Raw genomic sequence first — 14684 nt, 5'->3', positions numbered from 1 at the left:
CTCCCCCTGAGAAGACAAAGAAGCTGTGAACTGCTTCTTGCCAAAAAGATGAAAATTTGCAAATTAAATCAAATTATTAAATACCGCCATCTGTAGGAGAGAGAGGACCACGTCAGCGGTGAATGAAAGCATTCAGTGGATTGTTAAAAATTGAAAAGATCTGTCAATTGGCAAAAATCCCCCACCAAGATCTCTACAACACGATAATCGCAGATTTGCCATTTCGGCCAGACCTCATGTTAAGGTAAGCCACTGTCCCAACTCGGGATCACATTGCTTGTGAATTCAAAACAGAGGAAAGCTAAATGGGAAATCGTACGGAAATCCACGATAAGGTACTCAATGCAAAAAGCCTCGACGATATCTCAGAGGCCTACGGGATCTGGGCCAAGAGCTACGATCAGGATCTGCTGAACGAGTTGGGCTACCAAGCACCCGTCCGCAGCGTCGATTTATTACGAAAACATCTGGCAACCGGCATGGTGTTGGACGCAGGTTGTGGAACTGGGCTGGTGGGGCAATTGCTCTTCACGACCGGAAATTTCCAACTCGATGGTGTGGACTACTCAGAGTCCATGCTGGCAGAAGCCCAGAGCAAGCAGTGCTATCAGGACCTTCAGCAGTTGGATCTGAACCAACCCTTAAACCATGAAACCGCTAGTTATGATGCAGTCATCTGTATCGGGACCTTCACCCTCAGACATGTGCAACCAGAAGCGTTGCGAGAAATGGTTCGTGTCACTAGGTCAGGTGGGGTGATCTGCTTCACAGTCCGCGATGAATTCTGGCTCAAGAGCAATTTTGGCAAACTATTGAATGATCTGGAACAGGCCGGACTGACGGACACCACTGAGCTACAGACCATCGATTACATCCTCACAGAAGGCTCCAAGTGCAAGCTGGTGCTACTGACGGTGCTCTGAGAAAGAATTGTGGTCTGAAAACCCTCGTCCATTCGCAAAAAACTTTTGAACCAACGCATTCTGAAAACTCTTGCTGCGTTTGTGGGAGTTGAGACTGCGCCAAGGTAGCTGAGATAGTCGTCGATTGGAGAGAATTGGTCTCTCTCTTGAGGATGAGTAAACAAACATCATCATTACTTATACCTAGATTTGAGTACGACCACATCAAAAGTCAGCGTAACTTCGAAAGGCACGGGATGGATTTTCGCACGGCCTGCAAGCTCTGGGATGATCCGTTCCTGCTATAAATTCAGGCAAAATCTGAGGATGGACCCCGATTTCTCGTGGTCGGTCAATAGGCTGACAAGCACTGGTTAGCCATCTTCACCTACCGACAATGCATTCGCTTGATCTCGGTCTGGCTATCGCGCAAGCAAGAGATACATCTCTATGAAAGCGAAAGAATTTGATCAGAAGTTTGAGGAGGACCAGGAGGACATTGTTTCAGATCTTGACCTCTCAACCGCCCAACGGGTCAACATGCAATCGAAGTGGATCAATGTTGATTTTCCTACTTGGGTGATCGAGGCCTTGGATCGGGAAGCAGCTCAGATTGGAGTGACTCGCCAATCGATCATCAAACTCTGGCTGGTGGAGCGTTTACAAACCAAAGGGTCCCAAACCTCCGTTTGATTTTTTGATCAGTCACTAGTTTGGCAGACCACGTCAGTCGTAGGTGAGGGAGTGTTTTAACTGGAAATTCGAGAAAATGTGGAGGTTTGAAGTAGCCCCTCATCCGGCTTTCAGCTGCACTTTCACTTAGAGAGAAGAACAAATTACTTCTGATCTAAAGTTGCTCCTTCGCAAAGAACTTTTCAACCAACGCATTTTGAAAACCTTCGCCCAATGGCAAGCAGCTTTGTGTTCAACGGGTTCTAAAAACCCTCACTCATTGGGAGAGGGGGGACCACGTTAGTGGTAGGTAGGAGAGTTTTTGGAGACTCCAAGTTTTGGCTCCAAACAGCAACTAGCTCTGGAGTTCCTTGTGGATGTAGAGCGAGCCTTCGTAGTTGTGGATGAGGAAGTTGGTGTTGCTGCCCATCAGCAGTCGTCCCAATGCGGTATGATCATGTGCACTAATCACGATTAGTCCAGCGTTGACTCGCTCAGCGAGTTGAAGGGCTTGCAGGTAGGGTGTCTAAATGGAGATAAAGCTGATAGGGAGACGTCAGTTCAGCCTGGGCTGCCAGTTCTTCGAGGCTTTTGCGTCCATGTTCCAACTGCTGTTCGCATCGTTCCTGCAGAAATCTAGCATCAACCGCTACCCCGTAGAAAGATCCACCCCCGACAACATGAATTTCCGGATAGTCCAACACGTGCAGGAGGTGCAATTATCCCTCACGGGTGAGAGCTAACTCAGCTGCCTTACGGAGCACTGATTCTGAGATCGAGTTGAGATCCAACGGAACAATAACCTGTTGGGGATCCCACTGAGTTTGCTTATAGACAGAGTTAGGGGTCGAACTTTGATGCAGGGCCATGTCCGTGTTGCTGCCGAGAAAGAGCCTACCCCCCAGAGTGTGTGAGTGTGCGGCCATGACCGACAGCTCAGGATGCAACTCATCTTATAGCTTGAGGATCCCATCCGCTGGATCTGCGAAGAGGTGAACAATCTCAACTTCAGAACGGAGCTGAAGCGCTTGCAGTTGCTCCTCAAAACATGGCTCTGAATTCTGCAGTTCTCTACCTCAACCAAGGCTTGAATCGCTGCTGAGCGGCAGTACAGGACCACTAGGCGATCTGATACTCGGGCCACCCATCGCCAGCAAAACGCAACACCTCCTGGCTGACGGGAGTGTTGTCTACAGAAACAAGGAATGCGGGTTTCATGAAACCTCTTTGGGAGATTGGGTTGTTGTGAGTTCATCTTTTAGATCAGCAGTTTGAGAACAATTACAATAATGGCAACAAACAGGACCTTGCGCAAAATCGCTTCACCTTTCTTGACTGAAAGGTTGGCTCAAACATAGGCACCCACCACATTGCCTGCTGCAAGGGCAAGACCCAGTCCCAAATTGACGCTCTCATTCCAGACAAACACTAGTAGGGCTGTGATTGTGTAGATCATGACTACGAAGGCTTTGTGCCTGTTTGCCCTTACCAAGGTCCTCCCGAAATCCATGAAAGAGCAGGGCGATCAGTAGAAATCCCACCCCAATCTGGATGAAGCCACCGTAGAAGTCGATCCCAACCATGCCCAAGTTGCCGAGCCAGCGACGTTGGGTGGTCAAAAGCACATTGGGATCTGGTTGTTTGAGCGGAAAGATCAGCGAAAGCACCACTCCCACCATCACTAGGGAGAGGATAATGCGAAACCATTCGCCATCAATCCTGATGGCAAACCAGGCTCCGATCAACGCCCCAGATTCAGAGTCAGCAGACTAAGACGCAGGCTGTCTGCGAACGCGGATTGTTGTTGGTCGTGAAATCCGCGCACTCCAGCAACACACTCAATCAGTAGAGCGACACGATTGGTACAGTTGGCCGTGGCGGCGTCTAGAATGAGGAAGAGAAGAGTGGGAACACTAAGCGTTGATCCACCACCGGCCATGACATTGGTGAAGCCTGCGATGGAGCTGGCCAGCAGCAGAAGGGGATAGGCCAGGAAAGATCAACTAGCGACAACTGCGACGCATTGCATCGAAACGAGCCATCATACGGAGGGTGTTTTCAGCAGAATTGGGTTGGCTGGGAGGCTTTGGCGCATACACTCGCTGGCGCTGATTGGGGGTGATTGGTAAGCCTGTACGATAACGATCCCGACTGTGACTATTGAGAAATTGATCGTGCTGGCCGCTGGGCATGGTCAACATCGCCTTTTTCATCTTTTCAATTTGGGCTTCGACACGTGCCAGGCATTCCTTGCGGTCATAGTGTTTGAGGTAAATCCCATCTGTAGGGAATTGCTGAGCTAGGCAGGGTAATGTACTCAGCCAAAGCATCAAGCTGACGCATATTATTTGTTTCTGCATTTTTCCTAAAGTTTTTGGAATCGCTGCCGATGTTCATACTGAGTCTATTGCTTTCAGCCGAAGCAAGTTCAACACCTTTCGCTGGGGAGCAGCATCGTACCCGACTTGTCGGCTTGTCAATCACAGTTGATCGTGTTCCGATTTAAATGGAGTTTTTAATGAGTGAAACCACCGAAGCCCTGAGCTTGGAACAGTTCCAAACGCTGGTCGGCTTTGAAAACAGTGAGCGCTTTGAATTGCAGGTCTCCCAGGCAATTCTTGACTTAGCCAACTCACTGGAAGCCAATTTCCTGGACAAGGAAACAAAGATCGACTACGCAACCCATGTCTTTGCACACATGCTGGATGACTTGGCGGAACTACTGGAGCGGGGTAACCTAATCAACTAGTTCATGCCTGCTGCTGAAGCATCCCCTTCCCAACGTTGGTTTGATCAATATTGCCGGAATCTGCGGCTACAGTTTGCTGGTCGCAGTTGCGCCGGAGCAGCGTGTCTATTGCTTGTCTTTCTGCTGCTCCAAAGTACCCCGCTACCCTTTCTAAATTTTCTTCTCGGCTCCTTTGCGATCCTTGTTGTTTGCCTGATTGGCAGTTGGTTGCTACATCGACCAGATTATTGTCTGCAAAAGCTCTATCGGCAAGATCCTGCCTTCGCAGAAGAGCTGCAAAGCAGTTTACAATTCAGAGAAAATCCGCCAGCTTCACGAACTACCAATATTTTTCTTGAACGCTTTGAGAAGCAGTTGCTTGAGCGCTTAGAAGGGAGGGAGACGCATCGACTACTGCCATCCTGGCGAACGCTTGCAGGGGTTGCGGTGTCTCTACAGGTTGTTGTTTGGATTGGTGGTTGGTGGCTGCCACAGTATTTGGTCAACCAAGGCCCAACTGCAGCGGAAGCATTTCAAATTCCCCACTCCTACCGCATTCTCTATCCAGCGTATCTCAAACGTGATTCCGAGGTCTTTTCCACACTTCCCAATGAGCTGCAAATTCCTGCTGGAAGCCGGTTGGAAATCTTTCTGGAGCAAGGATTACTGGATAGAGATCAAAGTGCCTATCGACCAATTCAGGGCGAACCCCAACCCTTGCAATGGGTTCCTCAACAAAAGCGCTGGCGCTCGGCGTTGACACCACTGAAAACCGGGACCCTCTTTCTCGAGTGGCGTCAACAGAGTGTTGCAGTGGAGGTGATTCCGGATCTGAGCCCTACTGTGATGGTCCTCTGGCCTCCTGATAAATACATCTTTGACTTGTCCCAACTGCAAGTGGAGTTGGAAGCCAAGGACGACTACGGACTACGCCAGATTCTGTTGAGATATCGCAACGAAGCCACAGGAACCATCGAGCGTGAGATCATTCAGTCTTTTGAAGGAGACTTCAAGAGTTACCAGGAAAGGTATCTCTGGGAACTCTCGGCAACACCCTTACGAGCCGGAGATAATGTGACGGCTTGGATTGAGGTCAGTGACAGCGATACTTTCCAGGGACCGAACGTGACTCGATCGGAGGAATTCCGTTTTGAGGTTCGCAGTCAACGGGAGTTCCATGAGTACATCCTCAGCCTCTTGCGTAAAGTGGATCGGGAACTTCGTGACTTGTTATCCGTTTTGGACCGTCAACTGATTGTAGAGACCACAGACCAAGAAAATCTGATTGAGGAACTGCTTAATTTTCTTCAGGAAGAGGCTAACTACGATCGGCTATTGTCTGATGGCTTGCGGGGATTTATTGGAGAGTTGCGCTTCCAGTTGCGGTACTATCAACACAAACGGGAAGAGTTAGCAGTTCCCCCCAGCTGATATCAGCAAAACTTTCGTTAGAACTGTCGGCAAAAAGCCTGGTGTTCAGGCAGTCTATTCGCACAGATCTGGCTGACACAGAATTGAGCGCGTTCGCTGGTACGGGTTTGGAGAAAAGCACCATCGGTGCGCTGTAACTGTAGTACACATCTGAGCAAAGAAGCTTCATCCTTCGGCACATTGCCAGATGGATCCTCACAGGCGCTGCGACTGTAGCTCATGTTACGTCCTGTGGGCGTGGAGCGGGCGTAAAGTTCCAGTTCCCGAAGCATTTGCTGCAGGTGAGACTGATAGGTCATCGAAGCCCGACCTGTTCCACATAAAACATCCTGCGCAGCGGTTGATCTACTCTCATCCTCCTGCAGCAGGGGAATCGCGATCAGCATTCCAGAGAGAATCACTAGCAACGCTCCAATCACTGCAATCCAACCCACAGGCCATTTCATTGGAGGAGGAGGACCTCCTTCCTCAAAGGATACTTCGAAAAGCTGTACCTGCCCTTCGATGGATTCCTTGTTGAGACCTGGTGTTGGAGCAAAGCGTAACTCCATTCCGACCAACCTGATTTCAGCAACCTTTGGACGTTTGAGCACCTTTGCTTTGGGGGAAAGCTTGGCCACATCCTTGGCGTAGCGTTCGATAATCTTTCGTAGCTCAAGGGAGTCTTCCCAATTGTTGCGGCCTATCCCTGGGGCGAGCACTTTCTCCAAATCATCCCGGGCAAACATCCGGGCTTTGCGCTCACCATCAGGGGCATTGTCGCAGACCCCGATGGGGCGCCACTGCGAAAAACGCATGGTGGAGAGGTGATTGACATTCACAGCCAACTCACTACACGGTCGAGTACTGCCTTGGCGATAGCTGGCTTACCGACCACCTGCTCTTCTGGCTTATTTTCTTCCACCAACCACGCTACCTGATCTCCATATTCGATAAATTCCTCTCCGCGGTTGGCCACGACCAATTGATATTCCTTTGAACGCTCTCGGGCAATCGTCATCAATTCTTCATGGGTACGATTTTCTTCGTATTTGAAGGTCACCATTTTGAGCTTGGGGTGAGCAGCTCGTACCTCACGAATCACCTTGGGGGTTTGTTCAAAAGAGAGTGTGAGTTGCTGGCCACTGGGTAGCTTACCAGGATACACCTGAGAAGGCTGATAATCAGCAACAGCTGCGCTGAAAATGGCTGTACCAAATGCTCCATCATCCAACCCTGAAAGCACCTTTTCACGGTAGCTGCTGAAGTCCACCACACGCTGATGAGGCAAATAACTTGGTGTTGGTAGGCTCCCTTGTCCGAGGATCAATTGAATTGCAGCTCCTTCGACCCATGCCTGCTTGGCAATTTCGATGGCTAGTGCACCGGTGAAACGATTAGTGAACAGGCGGACATGATCTACCCACACCGGGGTTGGTCCTCCAGTGATCATCAGTTGGTGGCCTTTGAGAGTTCCTGTACTAAGTGAGCGCATCAAATGTCCCACTAAAAACTCGTTGTCCGGCAAATTGTTCTTCCCATTTTCCTGACGAGGTGGGACTACTGTCACTCCATAATCATGTAACCGCCGCAAGGATTCCTGCAGAATCTGGTTATGCATAGAACCGTTCATTGTGGGAACAACAAGGATTGGAGTCTTTGCACGCTCAGCACGACCTAGGGCAGAAGCAAGCAACGCTGTGGGCAGGTCATCCGCAATGCCCCAGGCAAACTTATTCAGTAAGTTGTAGGTGGCAGGAGCAACGAGGTAAGCGGAAAAGGGAGAGTTGTCACTCAAATGCTCTGCGTTTGGACTAGATTCCGTCAACACGGGGTTGAGGGAGGTCCATTCAAGAGCTTCCCGAGCGACGTAGCGCAAGGCGTCTGCTGTTGCAAAGACTTGAACTTCTGCACCTTCACGACGTAGATCGCGGATTAAATCAGGGCTGCGGTAGGCTGCAATACTTCCGGAAAGAATCAGGGCAATTCGATTATTTGAAAGTCGACTGCCACGTCGAGACACCTCTCGATCCTGAAGATCACTACTTGGCGGGGGCATAAAGTCCCAGAGTGGTTCGCTCATCGAATCAACAGTGGGGCATGAGCCCAAAGAGGGTCTACAAAAAAATTAACCTGCAATTTATGCAAGATTGTGGAAAAAACTGTTTTCACTGGCTTGAATCCAAAGAAAATAATCTATTGAATCATATGCTTGCAATTTTAAATCATTGCCTTAGGTTGTAGATTCAAAAAATTTGAATTTCCTCTTCAAACTCTCGAGGGATGCTACATATGAACAAGTCACAGATGATCAACACACTCATTGAGAAAACCGATTGTCCAATAAAGACGGCTGACAAGGTCGTACGCATCTTTTTTGACAGCATCAAAGAGGCTTTGTCCGAGGGTGATAAGGTTGAAATTCGAGGATTTGGTTCATTCACGGTCAAGCACTACGAAGCCTACGTGGGCCGCAACCCACGAACGGGAGAATCTGTCCGTGTTCTTCCAAAGAAGCTCCCTGTCTTTCGGACGGGCAAGGATTTGCGCCATCGAGTGGATCAAAGCCGTGAGCAGGGAGTAAAACTAGTAGAGAGTCGGCGCAAGCCTCGGAATGATTGATCTACTCCAAAATTTGAGATTCCCCTCCAAGACCAAGCTAATTCACAGGACCTTCTTCCGAGGGTAAATCGAACAGATCCTCATAACCAGGTTTGGGCTCAACGAACTCTTGAATCCGGACCGCCCGGCGTCCTCGATACGCTCCCTGGAATCCTCGAAACTTCAAGACGTTCTGTACGTAGCCCTCAAGAGCATCGTCCTTGGACTGTTCCAACTGCACATGGTCACCAACACGTAGCTTCAAGAAGCGTCGTAGTGAAACCTGAGCATTCCCCAGAGGCACCCGAACTTCCACTTTAGATCCTCGTAAGTGGGCCTCCAATCGAGTGCGATTGACCGGACTTGGTTCAGTATCAGCATTGACCGCACCACCGTCTAAACGATTCCGAATTGGATCAAGAATGTTGTAGGGCAGGCAAATGGTCATCGTCATCGGCAAGCGGTGCAACTCGACGTCAAATGTAGTGTAAACAACGATCTCTTCATCGCTCGCAGCTTGTGCCAAGTGAGCATTGGTTTCCGTGCGATCAAAACGCATCTTCAGGGGGACAATAGTTTGCCAAGCGTTACGCAAATCTATCAGGGCACTGTGGACGATCTTGGCTACAACCTGAGATTCAATACGAGTAAATTCTCGTTCTACATCGCGTACCTGGAGGCGTCCGTCTCCCCCGAACATGAGGTCAATGAAACAATGGATCAGGCGCTGCTCCATCCCAAGTAAAGCGGTTCCACGTAAGGGTGGTAAGTGAAAAATGCTCAATGACGTGGGGTAGCTAATACCTTCGATGTAGTCTTTGTAGTTCACTAATTCCGTGGTGCGTCGCACGATCCGAAAGCTTCGTCGCAGGTGATTGGATAGGGTTTGCTGTAAAGAACGGGCAAAGCGATCATGAATGTTATCCAATCCAGGGAGATGACCACGTATGATGCGGTTTTTACGAGCTAGGTCGAAAGGGACGATGTCATCGGTAACTTGCATTTCTTTATTGCTGCCAACAGCGACTCCCTTGAGCAATGCTTGAATATCTTCATTGCTGAGTCTGAGTTTTTTTTCCATTTGGTGTGATGATGCGTTTAGGAGTATTGGTTTATATCGAAAAAGATGAGCAGATTTTGATGATTCATCGCCAGAAACGAGATGAACATCAAGGTTTTTGGTTGGCTCCCGGTGGGAAAATTGAAGCCAATGAACCACCGCATGAGGCTGCCCGCCGAGAAGTTATTGAAGAAACTGGGCTTGAACTAACCAATCTGCACCTTCAAGGGTTGTTGAGTTTTCCGGATCTTGGAGATTCTCCCTTTGGCGATGAATGGCACGTTTTTGTCTTTTATTCGAACAGTTTTCAGGGTGCCTTGCGAGAAGATTGTCCGGAGGGCATCCTTGCCTGGATCTCTAAGAAAGAATTGACTTCCCTGCCAATGTGGGAGGGAGACCGAATATTCACCCCGATGGTATTTCAGGAGCAACCCTTTGGTGGAAGATTGCTCTACCGGGGTAATGTTCTTCATGAATCACAATTTTGGAATCTTTGAAGTGAGTTTCAGTACTATGAAATGGGCAGCCTTGACTCTAATTGGACTAGTAGCACTTGGGGGTTGTCATGTGCGCCTGCAATATCCCTCAGAAAGCCCTTCTCCAAAGCAGCACCGACTAGAAAGAAATTTCTGGTTCTGGGGACTTGTTGGCGATTGGCAAATTGAGGCTGATCACTATTGCGCCCAAGGCAGACTTTACGAATCTCACTTCTTTACTTCTCTCGATCAAGGCGTACTCACATTCGTCACTCTAGGAGTTTATAGTCCTCGAACTGTGATTCTGACTTGTTCAGGTGAACAAGAACCCTTACCAGAAGTGAATAGGCCAACCGACCCCTTACCTGAATTTCTGTCTCCTGATCCAAGCACCCGGCCTTTCGAGCAGCACTGATTCTGATCAACATTCAAAGTTCATTTATCAACGATGAACACGGCTACATAGAATTTTGCTGCAAAGGCTACCAGATCCATTCACTGTGTTCCAGAGGGCATCACAAAGAATCTTGTTTAGCAAGTCAGGTAGCCCACCTTAGATTCCTTTCGTCTTTCTGCTAACTACAATCGCCAGTTTTTCTATGCGAAGAGAAGTGTCATCAAACTTGCCGTTGGGTGAAATCGTAGACGGATTTGTGATCCCTCCACATCCTCGTGGAATTGAGCTGGAAGGGAAGTTAGAATGATCCAGCGGCTCTCTGCTGAAAAGTTTGCAGCGGAGCTTTACGAAGCCTATCAGCTTGATCCCCAACAAAACAATTGGACTTATCTACCCTATGGACCGTTTTCAACCCAATCAGAATTTTTGAATTGGCTTCGTTTCGTGGAAGATGGGACGGATACTGTTTTCTTTGCAATAATCAACAAGACCATGAGAAAAACACGTAGGTGTCGCTAGTTTTCTGCAAATTAATCCCCAAGAGGGAACAATCGAAGTTGGACATCTCAATTACTCCCCCCTACTGCAGAAAACTACGGAAGCAACAGAGGCCATGTTCCTGATGATGAAATGGGCTTTTGAAAATGGCTATCGCTGGTATGAATGGAAATGAAATGCTCTCAACACCAAGTCTCGCAGGGCAGCGCAAAGATTAGGCTTTTCTTATGAAGGGACATTTAGACAAGCTCTGATTGTCAAGGGTGGGAATCGAGACACTGCTTGGTTTGCTGTCACTGATAAGGAATGGAAAAATTTGGAGCAGTGCTTCTTAAGATATTTGTCTGAAAAAAAATTTGATGAAAATCGAGTGCAACAAATCTCTACAGCCTCCTTGACCAAACCTCTGCTCTACAAAGTGGATGGGTGAGAATAAAAGAAGGAAGCTCCTGGGAATTCTCTCAGGTAAAAAAATGTTAACAGAAGAAAACACAACAAGCCTTTACCAAGTGGAGGAGATACCGGGCATGACGGTCAAATCAAGCTGGAAACTTTGCCTAATTTTATTGGGATGGCTGTTTACCAGCACATTCAGTCATTCTCTATCGGCTCAGTCCATTGAATGGAGTCGTTCTCCAGCATACCTGACACCGGCCCAAGTGCACGATGATCTTGTTGCAGTAAAGCAATTGATCCAAGAGAACTACGTTCACTATGAGCGTCTTCAGCAGGCAGGCCATGATTGGGATCAAGTCTTCTCAGAGTTAAGATCACAGTTGCTGGAAAATCCTCGCCCAATGCTGACCCAGCACTTTCAGGAAAAACTCTTGGAAGCTCTGCAGTTCACTGAGGATCCCGTCTTCCGAGCAGATCTCCATCTGCCTCGGCGGCACTACCAGAATCGAATTCTGCTAGTCGAGCCGCGGTTTACAGACTTACGTCTCGCTAAACAAGGAGATCGTTTTCGGGTGCTGCCTGACCAAAAGTTTCCTGGACTGGCGAATCTCTGGCTGAACGAATGTAATCATTCTAGCGTGCGTTTATTTCCAATTCTACCAGAGCGAATTCGTGAGAAAAGAGTGATGCTGGGGATCTATGCATCTGAATTTCCTGAACGAATTAGGTGTGAATTTGTTGATGAGTTGAACCGAAAAGTCACTCGAGAGCTTCTCTTACAACGCATTGTCAAAGAGTTGGTCTCTCCAAGACAAACCCTGTTTCAAGCAGATGAAGGTCGCGTGTTTTATGTTCGTTGGCTTCGTGATGGACACAAAGAGGAGACGGCTGTAAGAGATTTTTATTTGCTGCCGGAGAGAATGGGTTCGGCCCGAACACTAATCCTCGATGTGCGTGACAATGCTCAGGGCAGTTTTTCCTTTATTGAGCGCTGGCTTCGTGATGTTTTACGAAATAATGTGCAAAGTTCCATCGTACGGGAAAAGCAAACTCCTGCAACGATCACAGGCTTGTTGCGCCAAATGGAGTGGCAGGAACGCCAGCTTTCGCAATCAGGGTGGCTACAAGATGCCTTGGCTCAGCAGCGTGGTGTTTTTGCATCGATGTTACAGCGTTTTGAAGAAGAATCGATCGATGCCAAATGGATGGAGACGAAATTTCTGTTTCAAGGCAAACCGAAATCTCCAAAATGGAACAAGCGGTTGATTGTGATTGCCAATGACCAGTGTGGAGCAGGTTGTCAGTTTTTGGTGGGGCTAAGCCGTCAATTGCCAAATGCTACGCTACTCGGAACGAACACGGGCCCCTATCCAGATGGGAATGTAGTGCCGATGTTTCAGTTGCCTGCATCAGGCCTTTTGCTCTCTTTCAGTCATCAGCTTCACCTTGATCATCAGTTAAACGTAGTGCCACCATCCGGGCAAGAACCAGACTTCTGGCTATTTCCAACAACAACCCTGAGTAGTGTAATGCGTTTTGCCAACAGTGAACTAGAGCCTTAATTGGTCAAAAATTTGTATGAACTTTAGAATATTTTTTGGTCCCTTCCCATTAGAACGAGCAATGATATGAAAGTAGGCAATACGCCCACCCCAGCCCAAGCTTCAAATCAGAAAAAAGCTGAGAAAACAGAAGAAAGCAAGTTGCCTTTCCCGATTCCACAAGCAACTCAGCCTATTCACCAACCAGATACGCGCTATAACAACGTTCGAGGGCCAGAAGACCATAAACAATCAATCACCCTTCGACGCTCCTATGTGATGGTAGTGTCTAGTTACGAGAAGGTTGCCCAGAAACAACAGCTTACGGATAAAGCCGCAGAGCAATTTGCGGAGACCCTGCAGCTTCGTCTAAACACCCTAAATGAACAGGCTCTGAGGGAAATCCAAGAATTACCAGAATTCAAACGTCTTGAGACAGAGAACATTCGGGAGCTTGGTGAGGAATTAGCAGAACGGATGCAGGATGAACAGCAGCAATTAGAGGCGTTTGCACTTCTGAAAAATCCAAAATTTGCTGAGTACATGGAGTCTAAGGATAGTGCCCAACGTAGTTTTGCAGAGCAAATGCAAGACTTTGGTTCTGAAACTCTGATGTTTGGGGCCTTGGAAATGATCAAGGACTTTGGAGGTTTAGTTGGCTTGGGTGATGCTGGTAACAACAAAGGCAATGTCAGTATAAAGGTCTGAACTTCTCAGTCGCAACTAACTATCTTCTATTTCCCCCATCCCCTCGTTCATGATTGATTCAATGGAAGGGGAATCTCCCACAGTACCTCGCCACCAGTCTGGCTGGCGTAGAATTAAGAATGCTCTCCATTTTTCCTTGGAGGGGTTACGCGCTTGCTACACTGGTGAAGAAGCATTCCGACAGGAAGTCTGGTTAGCCACATTTCTGATTCCCCTCTCTATCATACTGCCGATCAGTGTGCTCAGTACGGCTTTATTGATTGCGAGTGTGCTACTGGTGATGATCGTTGAAATTCTCAATTCTGCTGTTGAGGCGGTTGTTGATCGTATTTCGAAAGATCATCATCTTCTTTCCAAAAAGGCGAAGGACATGGGCAGTGCTGCGGTCTTCCTCAGCCTAGTCAACCTCGTCATTGTTTGGGGATGTGTGCTCTGGACAGAGTGGAATTGAATTTTCTTCAAACACAAGCGTTGCACTTTCTTCAGCTTTCTACTAGCTTTTGACGGCTTATGGTCAAACCAAAACCTGTCATGGGTTGGCTAAGCGTGAGTTTAGGCCTGCTATTGAGTGTAATACCGTTGAACTGTCGGGCTGACTTTCCTCGCTTGCCAGCCATTGAGCTGGTGGAGATCTTCGTTCGAAAATCCCTGACACTGGCACAGGAGCGCTATTATCGAGATGGGTTTCTCTATTACTTGGGACCTATCGAAGGTAATCGTGCTCATGGAAAAGGAAGGCTGTTTTGGAAGAACGGCAAGGTCCGCTATGACGGGGACTTCATTGAGGGGCGCCTCGAAGGCGCTGGAAAGTTGTTTGATCACGAAGGACACCTGCTCTACCAGGGAGAGTTTCAAGCAGGTGTTTTTGCACGTGGTTCATACTTCAATGCTGCTGGGGAAGTAATGTACGAAGGCGACTTCCCTCCACCACCCCTGCTCCAACGCTAATGGGGCGGTATCCTTATGCCGTAGGAAATTAGATGGTCAAAGCTGATGTTGTACGTCGAGTCCGTTTAGAAACGGGCATTTCTCAGGGTGAAGCTGAGGACTTAATTAATGAATTGTTAGAAATCATGCGCCAGAACCTGGAGTCTGGGGACAGCCTGATGGTCACCAACTTTGGGCTCTTTGAATTGAAGGACAAGGTTGCCCGACCTGGAAGGGATCCCAAGAGCAAAGTGGAACACCGCATTGATGCCCGCCGAGTGATTTCTTTCCATCCCGCAAAAACATGGCGGGAGGAATTGAATCAGTAAGTCAACTCACACAAGTATTGCAACTTAAATAGCAAATTA

At 48.2% G+C, this 14684-nt stretch carries 21 protein-coding genes and 2 pseudogenes; 15 read left to right on the top strand and 8 right to left on the bottom strand.

Annotation, left to right across the window (positions count from 1 at the left end; genetic code table 11):
- The first annotated feature begins 305 nt into the window (after positions 1 to 305).
- The 4 genes and pseudogenes from P8O70_11895 to P8O70_11880 all read left to right on the top strand — a co-directional run bounded on the left by P8O70_11895 (position 306) and on the right by P8O70_11880 (position 2052).
- Positions 306 to 923: a class I SAM-dependent methyltransferase gene (locus P8O70_11895; GenBank protein ID MDG2197565.1), complete on the top strand. Its 618-nt coding sequence runs from the start codon at positions 306 to 308 to the stop codon at positions 921 to 923.
- 179 nt (positions 924 to 1102) lie between these two features.
- Positions 1103 to 1372, top strand: a pseudogene (locus tag P8O70_11890) (BrnT family toxin).
- Positions 1353 to 1595 carry a CopG family transcriptional regulator gene (locus P8O70_11885; GenBank protein MDG2197564.1) on the top strand — a complete coding sequence of 81 codons (243 nt, stop codon included), beginning with the start codon at positions 1353 to 1355 and terminating at the stop codon, positions 1593 to 1595. Before P8O70_11890 ends, P8O70_11885 begins: the two are co-directional and overlap by 20 nt.
- 301 nt (positions 1596 to 1896) lie before the next feature.
- Positions 1897 to 2052: a hypothetical protein gene (locus tag P8O70_11880; protein MDG2197563.1), complete on the top strand. Its 156-nt coding sequence runs from the start codon at positions 1897 to 1899 to the stop codon at positions 2050 to 2052.
- Between the two features lie 16 nt (positions 2053 to 2068).
- Here the strand turns inward: P8O70_11880 and P8O70_11875 are convergent, their stop codons facing one another.
- The 5 genes from P8O70_11875 to P8O70_11855 form a co-directional block, all read right to left on the bottom strand.
- A complete protein-coding gene (locus P8O70_11875; protein ID MDG2197562.1) occupies positions 2069 to 2293 on the bottom strand; it encodes a hypothetical protein in 225 nt (74 codons plus the stop codon).
- A complete protein-coding gene (locus P8O70_11870) occupies positions 2294 to 2500 on the bottom strand; it encodes a hypothetical protein (GenBank protein MDG2197561.1) in 207 nt (68 codons plus the stop codon).
- Positions 2501 to 2986: 486 nt separating this feature from the next.
- Entirely contained in the window at positions 2987 to 3319 is a 333-nt protein-coding gene (locus P8O70_11865; protein ID MDG2197560.1) for a sulfite exporter TauE/SafE family protein, read from the bottom strand.
- Positions 3316 to 3513, bottom strand: coding sequence for a hypothetical protein (locus P8O70_11860; GenBank protein MDG2197559.1), 198 nt, complete (start codon positions 3511 to 3513; stop codon positions 3316 to 3318). The genes P8O70_11865 and P8O70_11860 overlap by 4 nt, the downstream gene beginning before the upstream one ends.
- Positions 3514 to 3577: 64 nt before the next feature.
- The gene (locus tag P8O70_11855) at positions 3578 to 3934 is read right to left on the bottom strand and encodes a hypothetical protein (GenBank protein MDG2197558.1); all 357 of its coding nucleotides are present in this window, start codon (positions 3932 to 3934) and stop codon (positions 3578 to 3580) included.
- Positions 3935 to 4092: 158 nt separating this feature from the next.
- On the opposite strand from P8O70_11855, the gene P8O70_11850 reads away from it, so the two are divergent.
- Together P8O70_11850 and P8O70_11845 are read left to right on the top strand one after the other, a co-directional pair.
- Positions 4093 to 4323: a hypothetical protein gene (locus P8O70_11850; protein ID MDG2197557.1), complete on the top strand. Its 231-nt coding sequence runs from the start codon at positions 4093 to 4095 to the stop codon at positions 4321 to 4323.
- A 3-nt stretch (positions 4324 to 4326) separates the two neighbouring features.
- Positions 4327 to 5733: a DUF4175 family protein gene (locus P8O70_11845; protein ID MDG2197556.1), complete on the top strand. Its 1407-nt coding sequence runs from the start codon at positions 4327 to 4329 to the stop codon at positions 5731 to 5733.
- A 17-nt stretch (positions 5734 to 5750) separates the two neighbouring features.
- Here P8O70_11845 and P8O70_11840 read toward each other — a convergent pair whose 3' ends face one another.
- Positions 5751 to 6554: a hypothetical protein gene (locus P8O70_11840; protein MDG2197555.1), complete on the bottom strand. Its 804-nt coding sequence runs from the start codon at positions 6552 to 6554 to the stop codon at positions 5751 to 5753.
- Positions 6551 to 7795 (bottom strand): bifunctional phosphopantothenoylcysteine decarboxylase/phosphopantothenate--cysteine ligase CoaBC, encoded by a 1245-nt coding sequence (gene coaBC / locus P8O70_11835; protein ID MDG2197554.1) that lies wholly within the window; start codon positions 7793 to 7795, stop codon positions 6551 to 6553. The genes P8O70_11840 and coaBC overlap by 4 nt, the downstream gene beginning before the upstream one ends.
- 209 nt (positions 7796 to 8004) lie before the next feature.
- On the opposite strand from coaBC, the gene P8O70_11830 reads away from it, so the two are divergent.
- Positions 8005 to 8334, top strand: coding sequence for an integration host factor subunit beta (locus tag P8O70_11830; GenBank protein MDG2197553.1), 330 nt, complete (start codon positions 8005 to 8007; stop codon positions 8332 to 8334).
- A 37-nt stretch (positions 8335 to 8371) separates the two neighbouring features.
- On the opposite strand, the gene fliM is transcribed toward P8O70_11830, so the two are convergent.
- The gene (fliM, locus tag P8O70_11825) at positions 8372 to 9394 is read right to left on the bottom strand and encodes a flagellar motor switch protein FliM (protein MDG2197552.1); all 1023 of its coding nucleotides are present in this window, start codon (positions 9392 to 9394) and stop codon (positions 8372 to 8374) included.
- Positions 9395 to 9402: 8 nt separating this feature from the next.
- On the opposite strand from fliM, the gene P8O70_11820 reads away from it, so the two are divergent.
- From P8O70_11820 to P8O70_11785, 8 genes and pseudogenes are all read left to right on the top strand, one after another.
- The gene (locus P8O70_11820; GenBank protein ID MDG2197551.1) at positions 9403 to 9870 is read left to right on the top strand and encodes an 8-oxo-dGTP diphosphatase; all 468 of its coding nucleotides are present in this window, start codon (positions 9403 to 9405) and stop codon (positions 9868 to 9870) included.
- Position 9871: 1 nt separating this feature from the next.
- The gene (locus P8O70_11815; GenBank protein MDG2197550.1) at positions 9872 to 10264 is read left to right on the top strand and encodes a hypothetical protein; all 393 of its coding nucleotides are present in this window, start codon (positions 9872 to 9874) and stop codon (positions 10262 to 10264) included.
- Positions 10265 to 10472: 208 nt separating this feature from the next.
- A pseudogene (locus tag P8O70_11810) lies at positions 10473 to 11174 on the top strand (GNAT family protein).
- A gap of 43 nt (positions 11175 to 11217) precedes the next feature.
- On the top strand, positions 11218 to 12702 hold the full coding sequence (locus P8O70_11805) for a S41 family peptidase (protein MDG2197549.1): 1485 nt from the start codon (positions 11218 to 11220) through the stop codon (positions 12700 to 12702).
- 66 nt (positions 12703 to 12768) lie between these two features.
- Positions 12769 to 13389 carry a hypothetical protein gene (locus tag P8O70_11800; GenBank protein ID MDG2197548.1) on the top strand — a complete coding sequence of 207 codons (621 nt, stop codon included), beginning with the start codon at positions 12769 to 12771 and terminating at the stop codon, positions 13387 to 13389.
- A 61-nt stretch (positions 13390 to 13450) separates the two neighbouring features.
- A complete protein-coding gene (locus tag P8O70_11795) occupies positions 13451 to 13840 on the top strand; it encodes a diacylglycerol kinase (protein ID MDG2197547.1) in 390 nt (129 codons plus the stop codon).
- Positions 13841 to 13899: 59 nt separating this feature from the next.
- The gene (locus tag P8O70_11790) at positions 13900 to 14337 is read left to right on the top strand and encodes a hypothetical protein (GenBank protein ID MDG2197546.1); all 438 of its coding nucleotides are present in this window, start codon (positions 13900 to 13902) and stop codon (positions 14335 to 14337) included.
- Between the two features lie 32 nt (positions 14338 to 14369).
- Positions 14370 to 14645 (top strand): HU family DNA-binding protein, encoded by a 276-nt coding sequence (locus P8O70_11785; GenBank protein ID MDG2197545.1) that lies wholly within the window; start codon positions 14370 to 14372, stop codon positions 14643 to 14645.
- Positions 14646 to 14684 lie beyond the last annotated feature (39 nt).

Source organism: SAR324 cluster bacterium, from assembly GCA_029245725.1.
Classification (GTDB): Bacteria; SAR324; SAR324; order SAR324; family NAC60-12; genus JCVI-SCAAA005.
This window is presented reverse-complemented; position numbering and strand designations above follow the sequence as displayed.